This is a genomic window from Streptomyces sp. NBC_00996 (assembly GCF_045162675.1).
GTDB lineage: Bacteria > Actinomycetota > Actinomycetes > Streptomycetales > Streptomycetaceae > Streptomyces.
The window spans coordinates 5,292,538-5,309,672 of sequence record NZ_CP108723.1 but is presented as its reverse complement, the minus strand read 5'-3'; the positions used below and the strand labels follow the sequence as shown (position 1 = coordinate 5,309,672).

The 17,135-nt window shown below is 71.1% G+C and carries 20 protein-coding genes, 1 tRNA gene and 4 pseudogenes; 5 read left to right on the top strand and 20 right to left on the bottom strand.

All coding sequences use genetic code 11. From position 1 onward, the window contains the following. Positions 1 to 245: 245 nt before the first annotated feature. The 13 genes from OG390_RS25040 to OG390_RS24980 form a co-directional block, all read right to left on the bottom strand. Positions 246 to 485 carry a hypothetical protein gene (locus tag OG390_RS25040; RefSeq protein WP_406171196.1) on the bottom strand — a complete coding sequence of 80 codons (240 nt, stop codon included), beginning with the start codon at positions 483 to 485 and terminating at the stop codon, positions 246 to 248. Next, positions 482 to 769 (bottom strand): hypothetical protein, encoded by a 288-nt coding sequence (locus tag OG390_RS25035; protein ID WP_406171195.1) that lies wholly within the window; start codon positions 767 to 769, stop codon positions 482 to 484. The genes OG390_RS25040 and OG390_RS25035 overlap by 4 nt, the downstream gene beginning before the upstream one ends. Next, on the bottom strand, positions 766 to 1,146 hold the full coding sequence (locus OG390_RS25030) for a DUF6907 domain-containing protein (RefSeq protein WP_406171193.1): 381 nt from the start codon (positions 1,144 to 1,146) through the stop codon (positions 766 to 768). The genes OG390_RS25035 and OG390_RS25030 overlap by 4 nt, the downstream gene beginning before the upstream one ends. Further along, on the bottom strand, positions 1,143 to 1,487 hold the full coding sequence (locus OG390_RS25025) for a hypothetical protein (RefSeq protein ID WP_406171191.1): 345 nt from the start codon (positions 1,485 to 1,487) through the stop codon (positions 1,143 to 1,145). The genes OG390_RS25030 and OG390_RS25025 overlap by 4 nt, the downstream gene beginning before the upstream one ends. 99 nt (positions 1,488 to 1,586) lie before the next feature. After that, on the bottom strand, positions 1,587 to 2,240 hold the full coding sequence (locus OG390_RS25020; RefSeq protein ID WP_406171190.1) for a hypothetical protein: 654 nt from the start codon (positions 2,238 to 2,240) through the stop codon (positions 1,587 to 1,589). A gap of 242 nt (positions 2,241 to 2,482) precedes the next feature. Further along, a complete protein-coding gene (locus tag OG390_RS25015) occupies positions 2,483 to 3,400 on the bottom strand; it encodes an RNA polymerase sigma factor SigF (RefSeq protein ID WP_406171188.1) in 918 nt (305 codons plus the stop codon). A gap of 244 nt (positions 3,401 to 3,644) precedes the next feature. Next, positions 3,645 to 4,514 carry an RNA polymerase sigma factor SigF gene (locus OG390_RS25010; RefSeq protein ID WP_406171186.1) on the bottom strand — a complete coding sequence of 290 codons (870 nt, stop codon included), beginning with the start codon at positions 4,512 to 4,514 and terminating at the stop codon, positions 3,645 to 3,647. A 196-nt stretch (positions 4,515 to 4,710) separates the two neighbouring features. Next, a complete protein-coding gene (locus OG390_RS25005) occupies positions 4,711 to 5,004 on the bottom strand; it encodes a Dabb family protein (protein WP_406171184.1) in 294 nt (97 codons plus the stop codon). Positions 5,005 to 5,135: 131 nt separating this feature from the next. Continuing rightward, entirely contained in the window at positions 5,136 to 5,315 is a 180-nt protein-coding gene (locus OG390_RS25000) for a hypothetical protein (protein WP_327429955.1), read from the bottom strand. 470 nt (positions 5,316 to 5,785) lie between these two features. Next, positions 5,786 to 5,870: transfer RNA gene (locus OG390_RS24995), tRNA-Ser, on the bottom strand. Positions 5,871 to 6,006: 136 nt separating this feature from the next. Beyond that, positions 6,007 to 6,438: a tRNA adenosine(34) deaminase TadA gene (gene tadA, locus OG390_RS24990; protein WP_406177845.1), complete on the bottom strand. Its 432-nt coding sequence runs from the start codon at positions 6,436 to 6,438 to the stop codon at positions 6,007 to 6,009. A gap of 151 nt (positions 6,439 to 6,589) precedes the next feature. Next, complete coding sequence (locus OG390_RS24985) at positions 6,590 to 7,123, bottom strand: hypothetical protein (RefSeq protein WP_406177843.1); 534 nt, start codon at positions 7,121 to 7,123, stop codon at positions 6,590 to 6,592. Positions 7,124 to 7,426: 303 nt separating this feature from the next. Further along, on the bottom strand, positions 7,427 to 7,609 hold the full coding sequence (locus OG390_RS24980) for a hypothetical protein (protein WP_406171182.1): 183 nt from the start codon (positions 7,607 to 7,609) through the stop codon (positions 7,427 to 7,429). A 176-nt stretch (positions 7,610 to 7,785) separates the two neighbouring features. Here OG390_RS24980 and upp point away from each other — a divergent pair, with 176 nt between their 5' ends. Then, complete coding sequence (gene upp / locus OG390_RS24975) at positions 7,786 to 8,421, top strand: uracil phosphoribosyltransferase (RefSeq protein WP_399082818.1); 636 nt, start codon at positions 7,786 to 7,788, stop codon at positions 8,419 to 8,421. A gap of 43 nt (positions 8,422 to 8,464) precedes the next feature. On the opposite strand, the gene OG390_RS24970 is transcribed toward upp, so the two are convergent. Both OG390_RS24970 and OG390_RS24965 read right to left on the bottom strand, forming a co-directional pair. After that, positions 8,465 to 9,124 (bottom strand): LytR C-terminal domain-containing protein, encoded by a 660-nt coding sequence (locus tag OG390_RS24970; protein ID WP_406171180.1) that lies wholly within the window; start codon positions 9,122 to 9,124, stop codon positions 8,465 to 8,467. Between the two features lie 124 nt (positions 9,125 to 9,248). Next, positions 9,249 to 9,545, bottom strand: coding sequence for a type II toxin-antitoxin system VapB family antitoxin (locus OG390_RS24965; protein WP_003999914.1), 297 nt, complete (start codon positions 9,543 to 9,545; stop codon positions 9,249 to 9,251). A gap of 115 nt (positions 9,546 to 9,660) precedes the next feature. Here OG390_RS24965 and OG390_RS24960 point away from each other — a divergent pair. After that, positions 9,661 to 10,462, top strand: a pseudogene (locus tag OG390_RS24960) (helicase HerA-like domain-containing protein); the annotation flags it as partial. Between the two features lie 229 nt (positions 10,463 to 10,691). Here the strand turns inward: OG390_RS24960 and OG390_RS24955 are convergent. The 5 genes and pseudogenes from OG390_RS24955 to OG390_RS24935 form a co-directional block, all read right to left on the bottom strand. Continuing rightward, the gene (locus tag OG390_RS24955) at positions 10,692 to 10,874 is read right to left on the bottom strand and encodes a hypothetical protein (protein ID WP_406178373.1); all 183 of its coding nucleotides are present in this window, start codon (positions 10,872 to 10,874) and stop codon (positions 10,692 to 10,694) included. A gap of 51 nt (positions 10,875 to 10,925) precedes the next feature. Then, positions 10,926 to 11,318 carry a hypothetical protein gene (locus tag OG390_RS24950; RefSeq protein ID WP_406171178.1) on the bottom strand — a complete coding sequence of 131 codons (393 nt, stop codon included), beginning with the start codon at positions 11,316 to 11,318 and terminating at the stop codon, positions 10,926 to 10,928. 122 nt (positions 11,319 to 11,440) lie between these two features. Then, on the bottom strand, positions 11,441 to 12,100 hold the full coding sequence (locus OG390_RS24945) for an HdeD family acid-resistance protein (RefSeq protein WP_406171176.1): 660 nt from the start codon (positions 12,098 to 12,100) through the stop codon (positions 11,441 to 11,443). A 265-nt stretch (positions 12,101 to 12,365) separates the two neighbouring features. After that, positions 12,366 to 12,959, bottom strand: coding sequence for an HhH-GPD-type base excision DNA repair protein (locus OG390_RS24940; RefSeq protein ID WP_406171174.1), 594 nt, complete (start codon positions 12,957 to 12,959; stop codon positions 12,366 to 12,368). A gap of 58 nt (positions 12,960 to 13,017) precedes the next feature. Beyond that, positions 13,018 to 13,589 (bottom strand): annotated as a pseudogene (locus OG390_RS24935) (siderophore-interacting protein); the annotation flags it as partial. 74 nt (positions 13,590 to 13,663) lie between these two features. On the opposite strand from OG390_RS24935, the pseudogene OG390_RS24930 reads away from it, so the two are divergent. The 3 genes and pseudogenes from OG390_RS24930 to OG390_RS24920 all read left to right on the top strand — a co-directional run. Then, positions 13,664 to 14,182, top strand: a pseudogene (locus OG390_RS24930) (penicillin acylase family protein); the annotation flags it as partial. Then, a pseudogene (locus OG390_RS24925) lies at positions 14,172 to 14,790 on the top strand (GNAT family N-acetyltransferase). The pseudogenes OG390_RS24930 and OG390_RS24925, both read left to right, overlap by 11 nt. Before the next feature lie 82 nt (positions 14,791 to 14,872). Beyond that, positions 14,873 to 16,804, top strand: coding sequence for a copper resistance CopC/CopD family protein (locus tag OG390_RS24920; protein ID WP_406171172.1), 1,932 nt, complete (start codon positions 14,873 to 14,875; stop codon positions 16,802 to 16,804). Positions 16,805 to 17,135 lie beyond the last annotated feature (331 nt).

The window sequence follows — 17,135 nt, the reverse complement described above, 5'->3', positions numbered from 1 at the left end:
GTCCGATCCCCGTGACAGCGGCCGGGGCTTCCTCGCGCCCGCACGCGCACGGGCCGCACAACTGGTCCGGACGGACCAGTTCAGCCGTAGCGCTCGCGCGCGCGTACGGCCATACAGAAAGGTGTCTTCCTGAGAAGACACCTTTGCAAGCGCTCGCGCGCGCGTACGGGCCATACCCTCGCCGACCAGCGACGCGACGGCGCCCCTGGTCCGTTTCGGACCAGGGGCGCTACGCCGTACGGCAATCAGACCGCGCGCAGTCCGTGCCGGTCGGTCCCGTGGATGTGCTGCTGGCCGCTGCTGCGGCCGCCCTCGAGGACCCGGAGCACCGGCCGGGAAGACTGCGGCCCGGCCGCCTCCATGTCGTCCTCGGCGAGCAACTGGCGGAGGAACTGAAGGTGTGCGCGGGTGGCCCGCAGTTCGCGTGTGAGGTTGACCAGCTGCTCCTCGGCGGCCTCCAGGCGCCGTTCCTCAGCGGCCGTCATCTCCGCTCACCCCCGTCGCGTATGACGGGCGGTGCGCCACCCGTACGACCGCCGCGCGAGCCGTCATACGGCTTCACCATCAGGTGGGTGACCTCGGGCATCACGCCCTCGGGGATCCGGCCGGACTCCCACGCGTTGCGACAGCCGCCCGCCACGATGGACACCGCGGTGCGCACCGCGTCGGACAGCGTCATACCGGTCTGGAGCATCGTCGCGAGGTCGTCATACAGCTGTGGGTCGACCTTCACCGACAGGGCTTTGCCCGGCTTCGGAGGAGTGCTCACCGGCCCTCACCTCCTGCCAGGATCACGGCGAGCCCGCGGGCTCGGTCGCGCAGCTGCTCGGCGTGCGCCTCCAGTTCGGACGCCATCCGTTCAAGGCCGGCGAGTCCGGTCTCGTACCAGTCGCCGCCGATCTCGACGGCGACGAACGGCCCGCGCAGGAACGACTCGGCGACGAACGGGCGCGACTCCAGCGCGGTGACCAGGTGGACGGCCGGGCCGCGGCGGGTGGGGATCGTCAGCGGGCGGTCGGGGCCGACGTGTGTGATGTCGACGCGGGCGCCTCCGTCCGGGTGGCGTCCAGCGCACCAGGACGGCTCCGGGATGGTGACCGGCCCGTGGTCGACCGTGCGGATCGTGACGGTACGGGGAGCGCTCATCGCGTCTCACCGCCCGCAGGCTGGACGGCTTCAATCCACGACTTCCCGGCCGCGAGCGAGGCGCGCGCCTGGTCGTAGGCGACGTATCCGGTGGGCGGGTGCTCGGCGAGCCGCTCGCGGAGGTACTGAACGTTCCAGTTGACGCCGAGCGGGCAGTCGTCGGTGAGGACGCTGTGGAGAGCGATCTTCGCGTGCATGACGCGGTCGATCAGGATCCGGTCATGCGCCTCGCTGTCGCCGACGGTGGCGGGGTGCGGGATGTCGAGCGCTTCGAGGACGGCCGCGAGCAACTCGCGCAGCGGCTCGTCCGGACGTGCAGGCGTGGGTACGGTGTGGGCCATGGGGGTTGACCTCCGAGTCAGGTGATCCCCTAGGGCTCGTCCGGTGTTGACGCACCGGGCGGGCCCGCAGTGATCCGGAGGCCGTGTCGCCCCCGGCTGTTACCGCTCCTTCTCTCGTGTGTGAGAGATGAAGATCGGGTCTGCTCCGGGGTACGTCACCGTGATGTCGTGCTCCATGTGCGCACCCAGAAGAAAAGACCCCTCATAGAATCTGTCGACGCACACCGTCCAGGTCTTGTCCTTCCTCGTGCCGGCGGTGATCGGCGCGGGAAGGTCCTCGGTGGACTCGATCGTCGCCCAGTCGATCCCGAGCGCCCCGATGATGTGCGTCCCGAAGGTCACCGTGCCCGAACGCACCGCCGTACCACCCGTGTTGCGGAACGAGACGGTCACCTTCTCGCACCACCGCTGATCGGTGGCCTCGCGCGAGGGGGTGCCCACGCTGAGCACGGCGGGCCCGGGGCTCGCCGTGGACCCGGACGCCGTCGGGGTCGGCGTCGCGGACGCGTGCCCCGAAGTCCCGCCTGAACCACCGTTCGAACCCCCGCTCGTGCGCCCGGAGTTGCCGTCACCGGACGGGGGCGTCGACGTACCGCTTCCGTCGGCCGGATCGCCGGAGCTCGAAGTCGTCTCTCCGGAGGCCGAACCGGATTCGGAGCCGGGACCCGAGGCCGTCTCCCCCGAGCCCGAACTCCCGGAAGTGTTCGTCCCCTTGGAGTCGGGGGCCGCGTCACCCCCGCCCTCGAGCGGCATCAGTGACACGTCTCCCGAGGGGGCCACCACCGCCCCCGGTCCCCCGGGCGAACCCCCCGCGGCCCCGACGGCGACGTACCCGTCGCCACCCCCGCCACTCCCGCACGCGGCCAGCACGCCACCCAGACACAGCACAGCCGCCGAGGCACCCACAAGGGCACCTCGGCGACCACGTATCGACTCTCGACGCATCGCGCCAGTGTGGCTGACGCATCGTCAATTATGAACCCTGCGTGGGGTGGTCAGTCGGAGATGAGCCCTTCCCGCAGCTGCGCGAGCGTGCGGGTCAGCAGCCGGGAGACGTGCATCTGCGAGATGCCGACCTCCTCGCCGATCTGCGACTGGGTCATGTTCGCGAAGAAGCGGAGCATGATGATCCGGCGCTCGCGGGGCGGCAGCTTGGCGAGCAGCGGCTTGAGGGACTCGCGGTACTCGACGCCCTCCAGGGCCGTGTCCTCGTAGCCGAGGCGGTCCGCGAGGGAGCCCTCGCCGCCGTCGTCCTCGGGGGCGGGGGAGTCGAGGGACGAGGCCGTGTACGCGTTACCGACGGCGAGGCCGTCGACCACGTCCTCCTCGGACACGCCCAGGACCGCGGCGAGTTCGCCGACCGTCGGGGAGCGGTCCAGCTTCTGCGAGAGCTCGTCGCTGGCCTTGGTGAGGGCCAGTCGCAGTTCCTGGAGGCGGCGCGGCACGCGCACCGACCACGAGGTGTCGCGGAAGAACCGCTTGATCTCGCCGACGACCGTCGGCATCGCGAACGTCGGGAACTCCACGCCGCGTTCGCAGTCGAAGCGGTCGATCGCCTTGATCAGGCCGATCGTGCCGACTTGGACGATGTCCTCCATCGGCTCGTTGCGGGAGCGGAAGCGCGCGGCCGCGTACCGGACGAGCGGGAGATTGAGCTCGATGAGCGTGTCCCGGACGTAGGCGCGCTCCGGGCTGTTCTCGCCGAGTGCGGCCAGCCGCAGGAACAGGGAGCGGGACAGGGTGCGGGTGTCGATGGCGCCCGAGGATTCGGGGGCCGGGAGGACGGCTTCGGGGGCCGGAACGGCCGGGACGGCGTCGGGGGCCGGAAGGGCCGGGACATCGTGAAGCGCGTCGGGCGCGGACTCGCTCTTCATGAGCGTGAGCACCTTCGAGCTGCCCTGGTCTGCGGACATGCCACCCCCTTTGGGTCGCGGACGGTCGCGGCAGTCGCTCCCGTCGGAGGAACGCAGCCTCCACCTGAATACCGGAGGCGAGGCCGCGGCAAACGCGCTTCCGGAAGAATGTCACATGTCGGCAACACGCTGTAGTGACATGTCGACATGGAGGGGGTGAATCGGCCCTGGAAAGAGGGGGTCTGACGGTTTTTCAGTACGGAACTGTCGGAAAAGGCGCCGCTGGGGGATTCGCTCTCAGCGGTTACGCCTCGATCCTGTTTGCGGATCGAAGACGCGCGAAACTGCGGGCGAGCAGCCTTGACACATGCATCTGGGAGACTCCCAGTTCCGCGCTGATCTGTGACTGCGTCAAATTGCTGTAGTAGCGCAGGAGAAGGATCCGCTGTTCGCGCTCGGGCAGTTGTACGAGCAGATGCCGTACGAGGTCGCGATGTTCGACCCCGTCGAGCGCCGGGTCCTCGTAACCGAGCCGGTCGAGCAGTCCCGGCAGCCCGTCGCCCTCCTGGGCCGCTTCGAGGGAGGTCGCGTGGTAGGAGCGGCCCGCCTCGATGCAGGACAGCACCTCGTCCTCGCCGATGCGCAGCCGCTCGGCGATCTCGGCGGTCGTCGGCGAGCGCCCGAAGGCGGTCGTCAGGTCCTCGGTCGCGCTGTTCACCTGCACCCACAGCTCGTGCAGCCGGCGCGGTACGTGGACGGTGCGGACGTTGTCCCGGAAGTACCGCTTGATCTCCCCGACCACGGTCGGCATCGCGAAGGTCGGGAACTGCACACCCCGGTCGGGGTCGAAGCGGTCGATGGCGTTGATCAGCCCGATGGTCCCGACCTGGACGACGTCCTCCATGGGCTCGTTGCGGCTGCGGAAGCGGGCTGCCGCGTACCGGACGAGCGGGAGGTTGGCCTCGATGAGGGCCCCGCGTACGCGGTTGTGCTCCGGGGTGCCCGGCTCCAGCGTCTTGAGCTGACCGAAGAGCACCTGGGTGAGGGCCCGGGTTTCGGCACCGCGGCGGCGTTCGGGCGAGGCCCGCTCCGGCGCGACTTCCTGCACGACGTCCCGTGCGACTGCCGGTGCGACTTCGTGTGGCGGTGCTTGAGGCGCAGTACTGGCCGGCACGGTCAACTCCACCTCTGTGATCCGTCAACTCATCCGTGATCAACTCATCCGTCAAAAGCGGTCATAGCATCACAAGACATGTGCACTGTGTGCAAGCACCGCATAACGCCGTGTTGAGGGAGAGTTGGGGTGTAAGGCACAAAAAACCTCTGGCCGGTTGCGGCCAGAGGCTTCGAAACGGTGTGGCCCGGAAGGGTCAGAACGGATAGTCGGCGATCACCCAGGTCGCGAACTCCCGCCACAGCGCGACGCCCGCCTGGTGCGCAGGGTGCTCCAAGTACCGCTTCAGGGCGTCGATGTCGTCGACGGCGGAGTTGATCGCGAAGTCGTACGCGATGGGCCGGTCGGTGATGTTCCAGCCGCATTCCCAGAAGCGCAGCTCGGGGATCCGGTCGCCGAGCACGCGGAACGCGGCTACGCCCTCGACCACGCGCGGGTCGTCGCGCTCGACGCCCTCGTTGAGCTTGAAGAGGACCAGATGGCGGATCACGGACACTCCCTGGTGGTGCGGTTCTTGTCTCTGCCCCGTCGGCTCGGCGCCGGCTCGGTTCGGGCTCTGTGCCGGCTCGGTTCGGGCTCTGTGCCGGCTCGGTTCGGGCTCTGTGCCGGCTGGGCTCCGGCTCAGTTCTTGGCTCCGTCGGCGACCCAGGTCATGAAATCTCCGATGGCCTGAGCGGCGTTCGATATGCCTTCGAACCCTATCTGGACGTAATCGGCGGCCTTGGCCGGATCCGTGATGATCACATAGAGCGCGAAGACTACGAGCACGTAGACGGCGATCTTCTTCGAATTCACCGCCATCGCGGCCTCCCTGTGACTGTTGCGCCCGGTGGGCCCCCTGTTGCCGGCGGTGAGTGTAACCTTCACGCCGCTTTTAAGGACCAACGGCCCGCTGGTCGAGGCCTTTTGTCGGGCCGATCCGGGCACCGCCGGGCCCAGGATGGATGGTGAGCCCGGCGGAATCGGCAGGAATCCGCGGGGCCGGGACGGACCCCACTGCGGGGTCTCGCCGCAGGCTTCCCCCGAGGCAGCGGTGCGGACTTGTGGGTCCTTCTCCATCGGTGGAAGCGGCTTGTCCCCCCGATGTCGCTTCCCCCGCCCTCATGGGGTGCGGGAGCCACCGGGATCGGGTGCGAAAGCCCCGGCTCGAGCGGCGCCGGGGCTTTCGCGCACCCGGGCGACTGTTCGCGCGCACTCGCGCGACTGCCGGACGCACAACGCGACTGCCGGACGCACAAAGGGCCCCGTCTCTCGACGGGGCCCTTCTCAAGCGGTAGCGGAGGGATTTGAACCCTCGGTGACTTGCGCCACACTCGCTTTCGAGGCGAGCTCCTTCGGCCGCTCGGACACGCTACCGAGGGAGACCCTACCCCAAGGTGGGCCGTGGTCCGAAATCCGTTTCGGCGACCCGGATGATCAACGATCAGCGGCCGTGGAAGCAGCCCCGGTGATCAGCGGCGACGATCAGCGATCGCGGAAACAGCCCCGATGATCAGCGGTCGCGGAAGAAGTCGGTGAGCAGGCTCGCGCACTCGCCGGCGAGGACGCCCTCGATCACCTCGGGCCGGTGGTTGAGCCGCCGGTCGCGTACGAGGTCCCAGAGGGAGCCGGCCGCGCCCGCCTTGTCGTCGCGGGCGCCGTAGACGACCCGGTCCACCCGGGACTGCACGAGCGCACCCGCGCACATCGTGCAGGGCTCCAGGGTGACGACGAGCGTGCAGCCCGTCAGCCGCCACTCGCCGAGCTCTGCGGCGGCCCGGCGCAGCGCGAGAACCTCGGCGTGTGCCGTCGGATCGCCGGTGGCCTCGCGCTCGTTGTGCCCGGTCGCGAGCACCGTCGTACCGTCCGCGGACAGCACGACGGCGCCGACGGGAACATCCCCGCCCCGGACGGCCCGGTGGGCCTCGTCCAGGGCGAGCCGCATCGCGGCCCGCCAGCGGTCGCGTACCGGATCGGCAGGATCGGGCTGTGGAGTTTCCTCGGTCGTGCTCACCCGGGGAACCTAGCGGAAGGTCTTCAGGGCCTGGTGAGAGATCTCCAGGGACTCGCGGAAGCTCCCCGGAGACTTCCAGGCCCTATCGGACGGTCTCCAGGACCTCCGCCGCTCCCAGGGCGTCGGCGATCGTGCTGAGCGCGTCGCCTTCGTCCAGGGCGAGCAGTTCCTTCTCGCTCACTCCGAGGTCCGCGAGGATGTCGCGGTCCCCGACGGGGCTGTGCGAAACGGCCTCGTCGGACACGGTCTCCTCCTCGTCCTCGTCGGAGTCCTCGGGTTCACCGTCCTCCGTGCCGTCCAGGTCGAGGGAGTCCAGGTCGGCTTCGTCGTCGCCGGGCTCCCGTCCTAGTAGTTCGTCCGTGAGCAGGATCTCGCCGTACGAGCTGCGGGCAGCCGCGGCGGCGTCCGAGACGTAGATACGAGGGTCCTCCTCGCCGTCCACGCGGACGACGCCGAACCACGCGTCCTCCTGCTCGATGAGCACGAGCACCGTGTCCTCGTCCGAGGCTTCACGGGCCAGGTCGGTCAGATCCGACAGGGTCTCCACATCGTCGAGCTCTGTGTCGCTCGCTTCCCACCCGTCTTCGGTGCGCGCGAGCAGTGCGGCGAAGTACACCGTGACTCTCCCACTGGTCATAGGCGTGCCGGTTGGGGGTCCCCCCGGCGGAGGCTGTGGGCGGGGAGTGCTTCTCCGAGCCCCACCCACTCGGAATCGTGGCAGAAACAGAGCGTTCAGGGGACGTCTTCGGCCTGCTGTGTCTGCCTCTTTTGATCGCTAACAGCGGATCGTACGCGGCTGTCGGCCCTCGTACGCACCTCCCCGCCCAGACACGGGCTCGCGCGGCACGGGTGGGGGATCGGGTTGGTACGGGCGGGGCACCGGCTCGGGGCATGTGCGCCGTCGGTCCGGGCGGGCGCGCTACCAGCGGAAGGTGCGCATGCGCATGGCGTGGCGCAGTCGGGCGGCCTTGGCGCGGCGGGGCTGGACCCGGTCGCGCAGCTCGCGCGCCTCGGTCAGTTCCCGCAGGAACCGGGCGCGGCGCCTCCTGCGCACGGCGTCGGTCTCCGCCTGCTCGGGGGACTCCTCTTCCTGGTTCCGCATAGGCACACCACCCCAGGTCCGTCCCTCCCACTTTCCCTCCGCCGGACGGTTTGATGCCAGCATTCGGGTGACTGGGCGGGCGGGTACTTGACGGGCGGCGTCGCGCGGGGCAAAGGCCTTTGTCCGCAGCGGACGGGGCAGTGGCGGGCGCCCCGGGCCCGGCTACTGTTGTCGACATGCGTCTCCACGTCGTCGACCACCCCCTGGTCGCCCATAAGCTCACCACCCTGCGCGACCGGCGCACCGACTCCGCGACCTTCCGGCGCCTCGCCGACGAGCTGGTCACCCTGCTCGCCTACGAGGCCACGCGGGACGTGCGCACGGAGCAGGTCGACCTCGTGACCCCGGTCGCCTCGACCACGGGCGTCAAGCTCTCCCACCCGCGCCCCCTCGTCGTGCCGATCCTGCGGGCGGGTCTCGGCATGCTCGACGGCATGGTCCGGCTGCTGCCGACCGCCGAGGTGGGCTTCCTGGGCATGGTGCGCAACGAGGAGACGCTGCAGGCCTCCACATACGCCACCCGCATGCCGGACGACCTCTCCGGGCGCCAGGTGTACGTTCTCGACCCGATGCTGGCCACCGGCGGCACGCTCGTCGCGGCGATCCAGGAGCTGATCAAGCGCGGCGCCGACGACGTCACCGCCGTGGTCCTCCTCGCCGCACCCGAGGGCGTCGAGGTCATGGAGCGCGAACTGGCGGGCACGCCGGTCACCGTCGTCACAGCCTCGGTCGACGAGCGCCTCAACGAGCACGGCTACATCGTGCCGGGCCTCGGAGACGCGGGGGACCGGATGTACGGGGCCGCCGAGTAGCCCCTTTACGAGGACGGACCACGAGACTTCCAGGACGAGGCTTTCAGCAGCTCTTCTGTGAGGTGGAGGGCGTTGAGCGGGGCTTGGCCAGGACGGCCAGGGCCCTGTCGGCGTCCTCCTTCTTCGTCAGCGACTTGAAACCGGTGCCGATGATGAAGTCGACCTCGTCGGCCTTCTCGCGGCCGTCGGTCTTCAGTTCGGCGCCGGCGAGCTGCGTGTTGAGGACGGGGAGCGCGGCCGCGAAGGCCGCCTTCGCGCCGAGCAGTACCCCGGCGCCGTCCACCTTCTTGTCGTACGCGTCCGTCGCGTTGCCCACCTTGCCGATCTTGAAGCCGCGCTTCTTCAGCTCGTCCGCGGTCGCCTTGGCGAGCCCGCTGCGGGGCGTGGCGTTCAGGACGTTCACCGTGATCCGGCCGGGCTCCGGCAGGGCGGTGGTCGCTGTGGACGCCGTGGATGCCTTGGCCGACGGGCCGGCCTTGGACGGGCAGTTCCCCTTGGATCCCGCCGCCGTGGCCCTGTCGCCGCCGCCCGTGAAGACGTCGAGGAGCTGCAGGGTCCCCCACCCGATCAGCCCTAGTGCGGTGACGGAGGCGACGACCAGGAACACGAGCCTCCGGCGCCCCTTGGGTCGGCGCATCCGCGGGTACTTGTCCCCCGTGATCCGATACTGACCGCCCATGCCAGGGGGAGTGAGCATGCTCATGGGCGCAGCGTAGTGCGCCTGGGCAGCAATGCCTACTAGATGATCATTGGATTCCGCCCAGGAGAACCCGAAAGGGCCAACCTCGGGTCAGGCTCGGTGAACCGAGCCTTGGAAAGGGGGCCTGTCAGTCGAGCTCGAGCACACGCGCGTGGAGGACCTGGCGCTGCTGGAGCGCGGCGCGGACGGCGCGGTGCAGGCCGTCCTCCAGGTACAGGTCGCCCTGCCACTTCACGACGTGCGCGAAGAGGTCGCCGTAGAACGTCGAGTCCTCGGCGAGCAGTGTTTCCAGGTCGAGCTGGCCCTTGGTCGTCACGAGCTGATCGAGGCGGACCGGGCGCGGCGCGACGTCCGCCCACTGCCGGGTGCTTTCCCGGCCGTGGTCGGGGTACGGCCGTCCGTTTCCGATGCGCTTGAAGATCACACGGAAAGCCTACCGGTCAAGACCTTCCGGGCGCAGCCATGGCGACGGAGTGCGACGCTGGAAAAGACGCCGTTGATGCCGTAAATCCGCGCAAATCGGGAAGCAGGGGCCTGATATGAGCGACAGCGAGACTGTGCCTGCCGCCACCGATCCACGGTCGGCCCCGGCCACCGCCCCCAAGACGGCTTCAGCCATCGCTCCCGAGAAGGCCGGCAGCGCTCCCGCTCTCCCTCAGGAGGCCCTGGAGATCGCCTCCGGGTATGCCTTCTCCGGCCCCGCCCTCGATCTCGGCGCCCTGCTCTGGGTCGGGCAGTGCCTGCCCGACCTGCAGATCCGCATCCCGCTGCCGATAGCACGGCCTGGTCGCGGGCGCCACCGGCACCGGCAAGACCAAGACCCTCCAGCTGATCGCCGAGCAGCTGTCGGCCCAGGGGGTGCCCGTCTTCCTCGCCGACATCAAGGGCGATGTGTCGGGAGTGTCGGCGCCGGGCGTGTCGAACGACACGGTCCAGGAGCGCGCCCGGCACGTCCACCAGGAGTGGACGCCCGCCGGGTGCCCCACCGAGTTCTACGCGCTCGGCGGCATGGGCCATGGCATCCCCGTACGGGCCACGGTCACCAGCTTCGGTCCGGTGCTGCTGTCCAAGGTGCTCCAACTCAATCGGACCCAGGAGCAGTCGCTCGGTCTGATCTTCCACTACGCCGACCAGAAGGGCCTGGAACTGGTCGACCTCAAGGACCTGCGTGCGGTGGTCGCCTTTCTGACCTCGGACGAGGGCAAGCAGGAACTGAAGGGCATCGGCGGGCTGTCCACCGCCACGGCCGGCGTGATCCTCCGTTCCCTCACCGCCTTCGAGGCGCAGGGCATGAGCCCGTTCTTCGGGGAGCCGGAGTTCGACACCGGCGAACTGCTGCGAGGTCGTCGGCAGCGGCCTGTTCGAGTCCCTCGCCCGGTCCGTCGGCACGCAGATCGGGCGGGAGATCACCAGGTCGCTCTTCGGGACGGCGCGGCGCCGGCGGTAGGCGCCCGCTCCGTCCCGGTGAGGGGCGGCGACCGCTCCATCCGGGTGAGGGGCGACCGCTCCATCCGGGTGAGGGGCGCCCGCTCCCTCCCGGTGAAGGGGAAGAAGCGGTCGCCTTCCGTGATCAGTCGCGGCCGTGTTCCTTGATGGGGGTGATCGGCGCCGGCCCGCCGGGAAGTTGTCCGTCCGACAGGTACCGGTCGGACGGTTGTCCGTCCGGCTCGGGGCGGTGGTCCGGCTTCGGTGCGTTGCGTACGGCTTCCGCGCGCAGCAGGGCGCGCAGCACCGCGTAGGGGTCGTTGGGCATGGGGGTGTCCTTGTGTTCGCTGGTGAGGGACCGTTCCGGAAGCCGGGTCCGTCAGCAGCGCAGGACCACGCAGCGCAGGGCGTGCAGGGCGTGCAGGGCGTGCAGAGCGGGGGAGCACGAGCTCGGTGCGGGTGCCCGAACGGGGCGGGGGCCTGCTTCCCGCTCGGAGTGGCCCGCGTCGGGGCCCAGGGCGGTGAGGGGACGGTGTCCCTGGCGGCTGGGCGGTCGCAGGGCCGTATCGGGTACGTCGTGTTCGGCGGTACCCGATCCGGCGGTGGCCGTGGTGGTGGCGGCGGACGTGGCGAACACCTCGGGGTGTGCGCCCGTGGCGAGCATCGCGACGATGAGCACGATGAGAATCCGCAGCCAGGCACTCGAAGGAGCCCCTCCCCGCGCTCGCGCGCGCCGGGGCAGCGGGTGCGAGTGGCGCGGAGCGGGGCTCATAAGACGTCATCTCCCCACCGGGGGCCGGTGGTTCATCGGGTCTGCCGGGAGATCCGCCCTGTTGGCGTACCCGGCGGTCGCCGGGTTGACGTCCGGGGACGCCGGGCGGCGTCGGGGAGCGGTCACACGATGCGGGGGACGGACCGGGCGCCGGAGCGGATCCGGAACGCCATGATGATCTCGATGATGCCGACCGCGACGAGCCAGCAGCCGCCGACGACGGTGAGGACGGCGACCGACTCGAACGGGGACGCGATCAGCACGATTCCGGCGAGAAGGCTGACGATTCCGAGGAGGACCTGCCAGCCGCGGGCCGGCACGCTCGGGTCGGAGGCGGCGGCGATGGTCTGGGTGATGCCGCGGAACAGCCAGCCGATGCCGATCCACAGGGCGAGCAGCAGGATCGACTGCATCGCGCCCCGGAAGCAGAAGAGGCCCAGCAGGATGGACAGCGTGCCGCTGATGAACGCCATCACGCGGAGGGACGTCGCCGCGTGGGTGCCGAAGGCGGCGACGAGTTGCAGAACGCCGCTGAAGATCAGATAGAGGCCGAAGAGCACTCCCGCGGCGAGGAGCGAGGCGCCCGGCCAGATCAGCACCAGGACGCCGAGCACCAGGGCGGCGAGGCCGGCGACCAGGACGGTCTGCCAGGTGGCGCGGGAGAGGAAGTGCAGGGGGCCTTCGGGCTCGACCGTGGGGGCGCGCGCCTCCTTCGCGGCGTGCACGTGGCGGTCGTCGTCGTACTCCGGGCCCCAGGGGGAGCCGCTCGGTGGCTCGGTCATGACCCATGCTGTGAACGGCCCGGGGGCGCCCGCCACTGGGATGAGCCGAGCGGTGGACACGGCGGGGTCGGTGGGCGGGGGGTTTCCGCCCCCGCCGCCCCCGCCCGTCCCGACCTGGGGCTCCGCCCCGGACCCCGTTCCCCCAGTTGCCCGCGCCCCTGAAAAGGGGCGCGGGGAACTGCGCAATCTTTTGGCGGGGGTCTGGGGGCGGCAGCCCCCAGGGACGGGACGGGCAGGGGCGGAGGGGGCGAAAAACACCCGGGGCCTACCGGCCGGATGCCTTCGCTGCCTTGGCCGCCGCCTTCATCTCCTGTTTGTGGGCGCGGACCTTGGCCAGGGATTCCGGGCCGGTGATGTCCGCCACCGAGCGGAAGGACTTCGGCTCGCCATAGGCGCCCGCGGCCTCGCGCCACCCCTTGGGGTGTACGCCGAACTGCTTGCCGAGGAGCGCGAGGAAGATCTGCGCCTTCTGCTTGCCGAACCCGGGCAGGGCCTCCAACCGCTTCAGCAGTTCCTGCCCGGTTTCGACACCCTCCCAGATCGCGCTCGCGTCCCCGTCGTAGTGCTCGACGAGGTACTGACACAGCTGCTGGATCCGCTTGGCCATCGATCCCGGGTAGCGGTGCACGGCCGGCTTCTCCGACAGGAGCGCGGCGAAGGCCTCGGGGGCGTTCGCCGCGATCTCGTGCGCGTCCAGGTCGTCCGTGCCCAGCCGCTGGGCGATGGTCGACGGGCCCTTGAACGCCCACTCCATCGGCACTTGCTGGTCCAGCAGCATCCCGATCAGTGCGGCGAGCGGACTGCGGCCGAGGAGTTCGTCGGCCTCGGGGTCCTGGGCGAGGTGAAGAGTGACATTCATGGGTCGATGATCGCCCGACCGCCTGCCGGGCGCAGCCGGGCGCGACGCGCGACCGTCGTTCGGCGCGCACTGTCTCGACCAGGTGCGCGCCGGAGCGCAGCCGCGGCATGTGGCGCACCTCGTGCCGGTCCGGATCCACGCGGAGGGGGAGGTCGTTCGGCGTGCCCTCGAACCAGATGGCCGCCGGTGCCGAATCCAGCGCGTCGAGAAGGGAGTTGAGGGCGGGAAGCGATGCCGGGTCGGCGATCGCGAAGACGCGCGAGGGGTCGGGCCGGGGCCGCTCGAAGCCGGTGCCGTGGACCGTCGCCTCGATGGTGTCCCCGGGCGCGGCCGCCCGCGCCAGTCGCCGGCGCGGCCCTCGTGCAGGGCGAACTCCAGGTCGAAGGTCCCGGCCGCCGGGGCGGGACCGACGAGCGTGAACGCCCGCTGATGCGGTTTGCCCGCGTCGTCGAACCACAGTCGTACCCACATGGTCGGGTGGGCCCCGGTCGCCGCGAGCATGCCGCCGTCGGCGAGGCGCAGCCGCCGGTAGCGCGGCGTGACGTCCTCGGCGCCGGTCACCGTGAAGGTGAAATCCCTGGCGCGCAGCAGCTTGAGGACCGCGCCCTCCCAGCCATGACCGCGGCCCATGCCGTCTTCACCCCTCGCGTACGATCCCCGCGCACCCCGCGCACCCCGCGCACCCCGCGCACCCCGCGCACCCCGCGCACCCCGCGCTGGCCGAGCTGACCGATCCGCCCGCCTACCCGGAGGTCTTCCTCCCCTGGCTCGCCCTCACCCCGCGCGTCGGCTTCGCCCTCGAAAACCTGCTGAAGGCCGAGGAGTTGTACGGCATCGACCGCGACGCCGTGGGGCGGGACGCCGTCGAGGAGGTGGCGGCGGGCCGCACGCCGGGCACCTGGGGTGACACCCACCGGCTCGCCCCGTGGCGCGCGCTCCCCGACCCCTCGTACCGGGCCCCTCGGCTCTCCGGCGACCACGACTGCGTGCTGTGCACGTCGGCGGTGCCCGGTCTGACCGACCTGAGCGCGCGAGGCCCCGCCGCCCGCTACGTCTGGGATCTCGCCGACCGCGACAACAACCTCTGGGTGGTTCCCCTCGGCGCCGACGGCGTCCCGGGCGCGGCCCACCACCGCGACCGACTCCCCTTGTGGCTCAAGGGGGATCTGGTCCCGGTGGCCACCGACTGGAACGAGCTGACCAAGGAGAACCATGACGACTGAGCCGTACGGGCGCGACCGCGAGGCCGTTCACGAGCAGCTGGTCGACGGCTTCGGCACCGTCCGGATCCTGCCCCTCGACCCGCACGCGGACCTCGACATCGTGCACACCTGGGTGGCCCAGGAGCGGGCCGGGTTCTGGGGGATGAACGGGTTGACGAAGCAGCAGGTCCTGGACACGTATCTGCATCTCGCCTCGCTCCACACCCACCACGCCTTCCTCGCGGTCAGGGACGGCGAACCGGTCGCGCTCTTCCAGGCAGGCCTACGAGCCCGAGGCCGACCGCGTCAGCGAGTGCTACGACGTCGAGCCGGGCGACATGGGCGTCCACCTGTTGATCGGGCCGCCCGGACAGGCCGGCGCGCGCTCGGGTTTCTCCTCTTCGCTGCTGGTCGCCTTCACCACGTACGTGCTGGTCGGCCTGGACCGCGAGCGGGTCGTCGTCGACCCCGGCGAACGCAACGAGAAGGCGATCGCCCGCTTCGAGCGGCAGGGCTTCGACCCGGGACCGGCCGTCGTGCTGCCCGAAATCGACCTTCCGGACGTGTACCTGCCCGAGAACCGCGCCCGACTCGCCTTCCTCACCAGGAAGGCGGCCTTTGGGGAGTGATCTCACGCTGCGGCGGGTGAGTACGCCGCCGGATTCGTCCGTACGTATCCGAGACTCTGGAAGCGTGAGACGGAGACGGCGTGTGAGCGGACAGCGAGACCGGCGGCGCATCGTCCGGGGCCTGAGCCTGATCATCGGGGTCCTGGCCCTTGTCCTCTTCGGCGGCGTGGGCGGCGCGTCCGCGCACGCCGCGCTGACGGGCTCCGATCCGCAGGACGGCAGCGTGCTGAAGTCGGCCCCGCGGCAGGTCACGCTGACGTTCAGCGAGTCCGTCGGCCTCCTCGACGACTCCTTCCGCGTGCTCACCCCGGAGAACCGGCGTGTCCACACGGGCAAGCCGGGCCACGCGGGCGACCGGTCCTCCACCGCACGCGTGACGCTGCCGCGCGGACTGGGCACCGGCACGTTCACCGTGGTCTGGCGGGTCGTCTCGGCGGACAGCCACCCGGTCTCGGGCGCCTTCACCTTCTCCATCGGCGAACCCTCCGCGACCAGTGCCGCCGTGCCCACCGCACCCGCCGCCGACGCCGCCTCGGCCACCCTCTACGACATCGCCCGCTACGTCGCGTACGGCGGTCTGGCCCTGCTCATCGGCGTGGGCGCCTTCGTGCTGGCCTGCGGGTACCCGGGCAGCGTGCGGCGCCTGCTGCAGGCCGGCTGGTGGACCCTGCTGCTGTCGACGCTCGCGCTGCTGCTGCTGCGCGGGCCCTACGAGCGCGGCACGGGGGTCGCCTCGGCCTTCGACCCGGCGGCCCTGCGCGAGACGCTGACGAGCAGGCCCGGGGTGGTCCTGGTGGCCCGGCTGGTGCTGCTGATGGCGGCCGCCTTCCTGCCCGAACGCGTGCGCGTACGGGAGCGCGGGCAGGCGCGCGGGGTCCTCGCGCTCGGCGGAACGCTCGCCCTCGCTCTCGCGGTCACGTGGGCCGCGGCCGAGCACGCCTCCGCCGGGATCCAGGTCCCCGCCGCGATGGTCTCCGCCGTGCTGCACCTGCTCGCCATGGCGGTCTGGCTCGGCGGCCTGACCGCCCTGCTCACCGCGCTGCACCGTCCGGACGAGCCCCTGCCCACGGCCGTCGTCACCCGCTTCTCCCGGCTCGCCCTCGCCTCGGTAGCCGTCCTCGCCGCCACCGGCGTCTACCAGTCCTGGCGCGGCCTCGGCTCGTGGGACGCCCTGACCTCGACGTCGTACGGCAGGATCCTCGTCGTCAAGCTGTGCGGGGTGCTGCTCCTGCTGGCGGGGGCGGCGTACTCGCGGCGCTGGACGGGGCGGCTGGTGATGGCGGAGACCGCCGCTCCCGTGACCGTTCCGGCGGAACGGGTGGCTGTGCCGGTCGGCGGTCCCGCTGTCGCGGAGACGGTGGCCCCCGAGGACGTACCAGCCGAGGCCACCCCTGAGCCGGGCTCAGGTCCAGGCTCCGGTTCCGGCTCAGTTTCCGGTTCCGGTTCCGGCTCCGGCTCGGGCTCGGGCTCGGGCTCGGGCTCGGGCTCGGGCTCGGGCTCGGGCTCGGGCTCGGGTGAGCCTGCCGCGTACCGCCGGGCTCTGCGCCGCTCCGTCCTCGCCGAGGTCACCGTCGGGATCGTCGTCCTGGTGATCACCACCCTGCTGACCGGGACTCAGCCGGGGCGGGCTGCCGAGGAGACCGCGGTGGCCTCGACCACGGCCCCCGGGCAGCCCACGTCGTCGACGACGCTGGTCCCCTTCGACGTCGGTACGCCGGGCGGGCACGGCAAGGTGCAGATAGAGCTGACGCCGGGCCGGGTGGGCGAGAACTCGGTGCAGGCCGTGATCCTGGGTCCCGACGGAGGCATCGCGACCGTCCCCGAACTGCGTCTGACCTTCACGCTGGCCGCGCAGAAGGTCGGCCCGCTCGACGCGGAGCTCACCGACAAGGGCGGCTACTGGGGCACGGACGGCCTCACGCTCCCGCTGGCCGGCACCTGGACGATGAACGTCACGGTGCGTACCAGCGACATCGACCAGGTCACGGTCTCCAAGACCGTCAAGATCGGCTGATCCGCCCACCGCGGCGCGGCCGGCCGGGAAGTCCACCCGCAGCGTGGACGGCTCGCTCGTAGCGGCATCGCGGCCACCCCGGTCGGCCCCTGCCAGGGCAACTCGCGCGCTCGCCGGGCCGACCGGCGGCGCACGGCTGCCGCGGCGCGGCCGGCCGGGAAGTCCACCCGCAGCGTGGACGGCTCGCTCGTAGCGGCATCGCGGCCACCCCGGTCGGCCCCTGCCAGGGCAACTCGCGCGCTCGCCGGGCCGACCGGCGGTGCACGGCTGCGACCCCGCCCCGGTCCCCGGCCGCCGCGGTGAGCCCCCGGTCGGCGGATTTGATCACGGT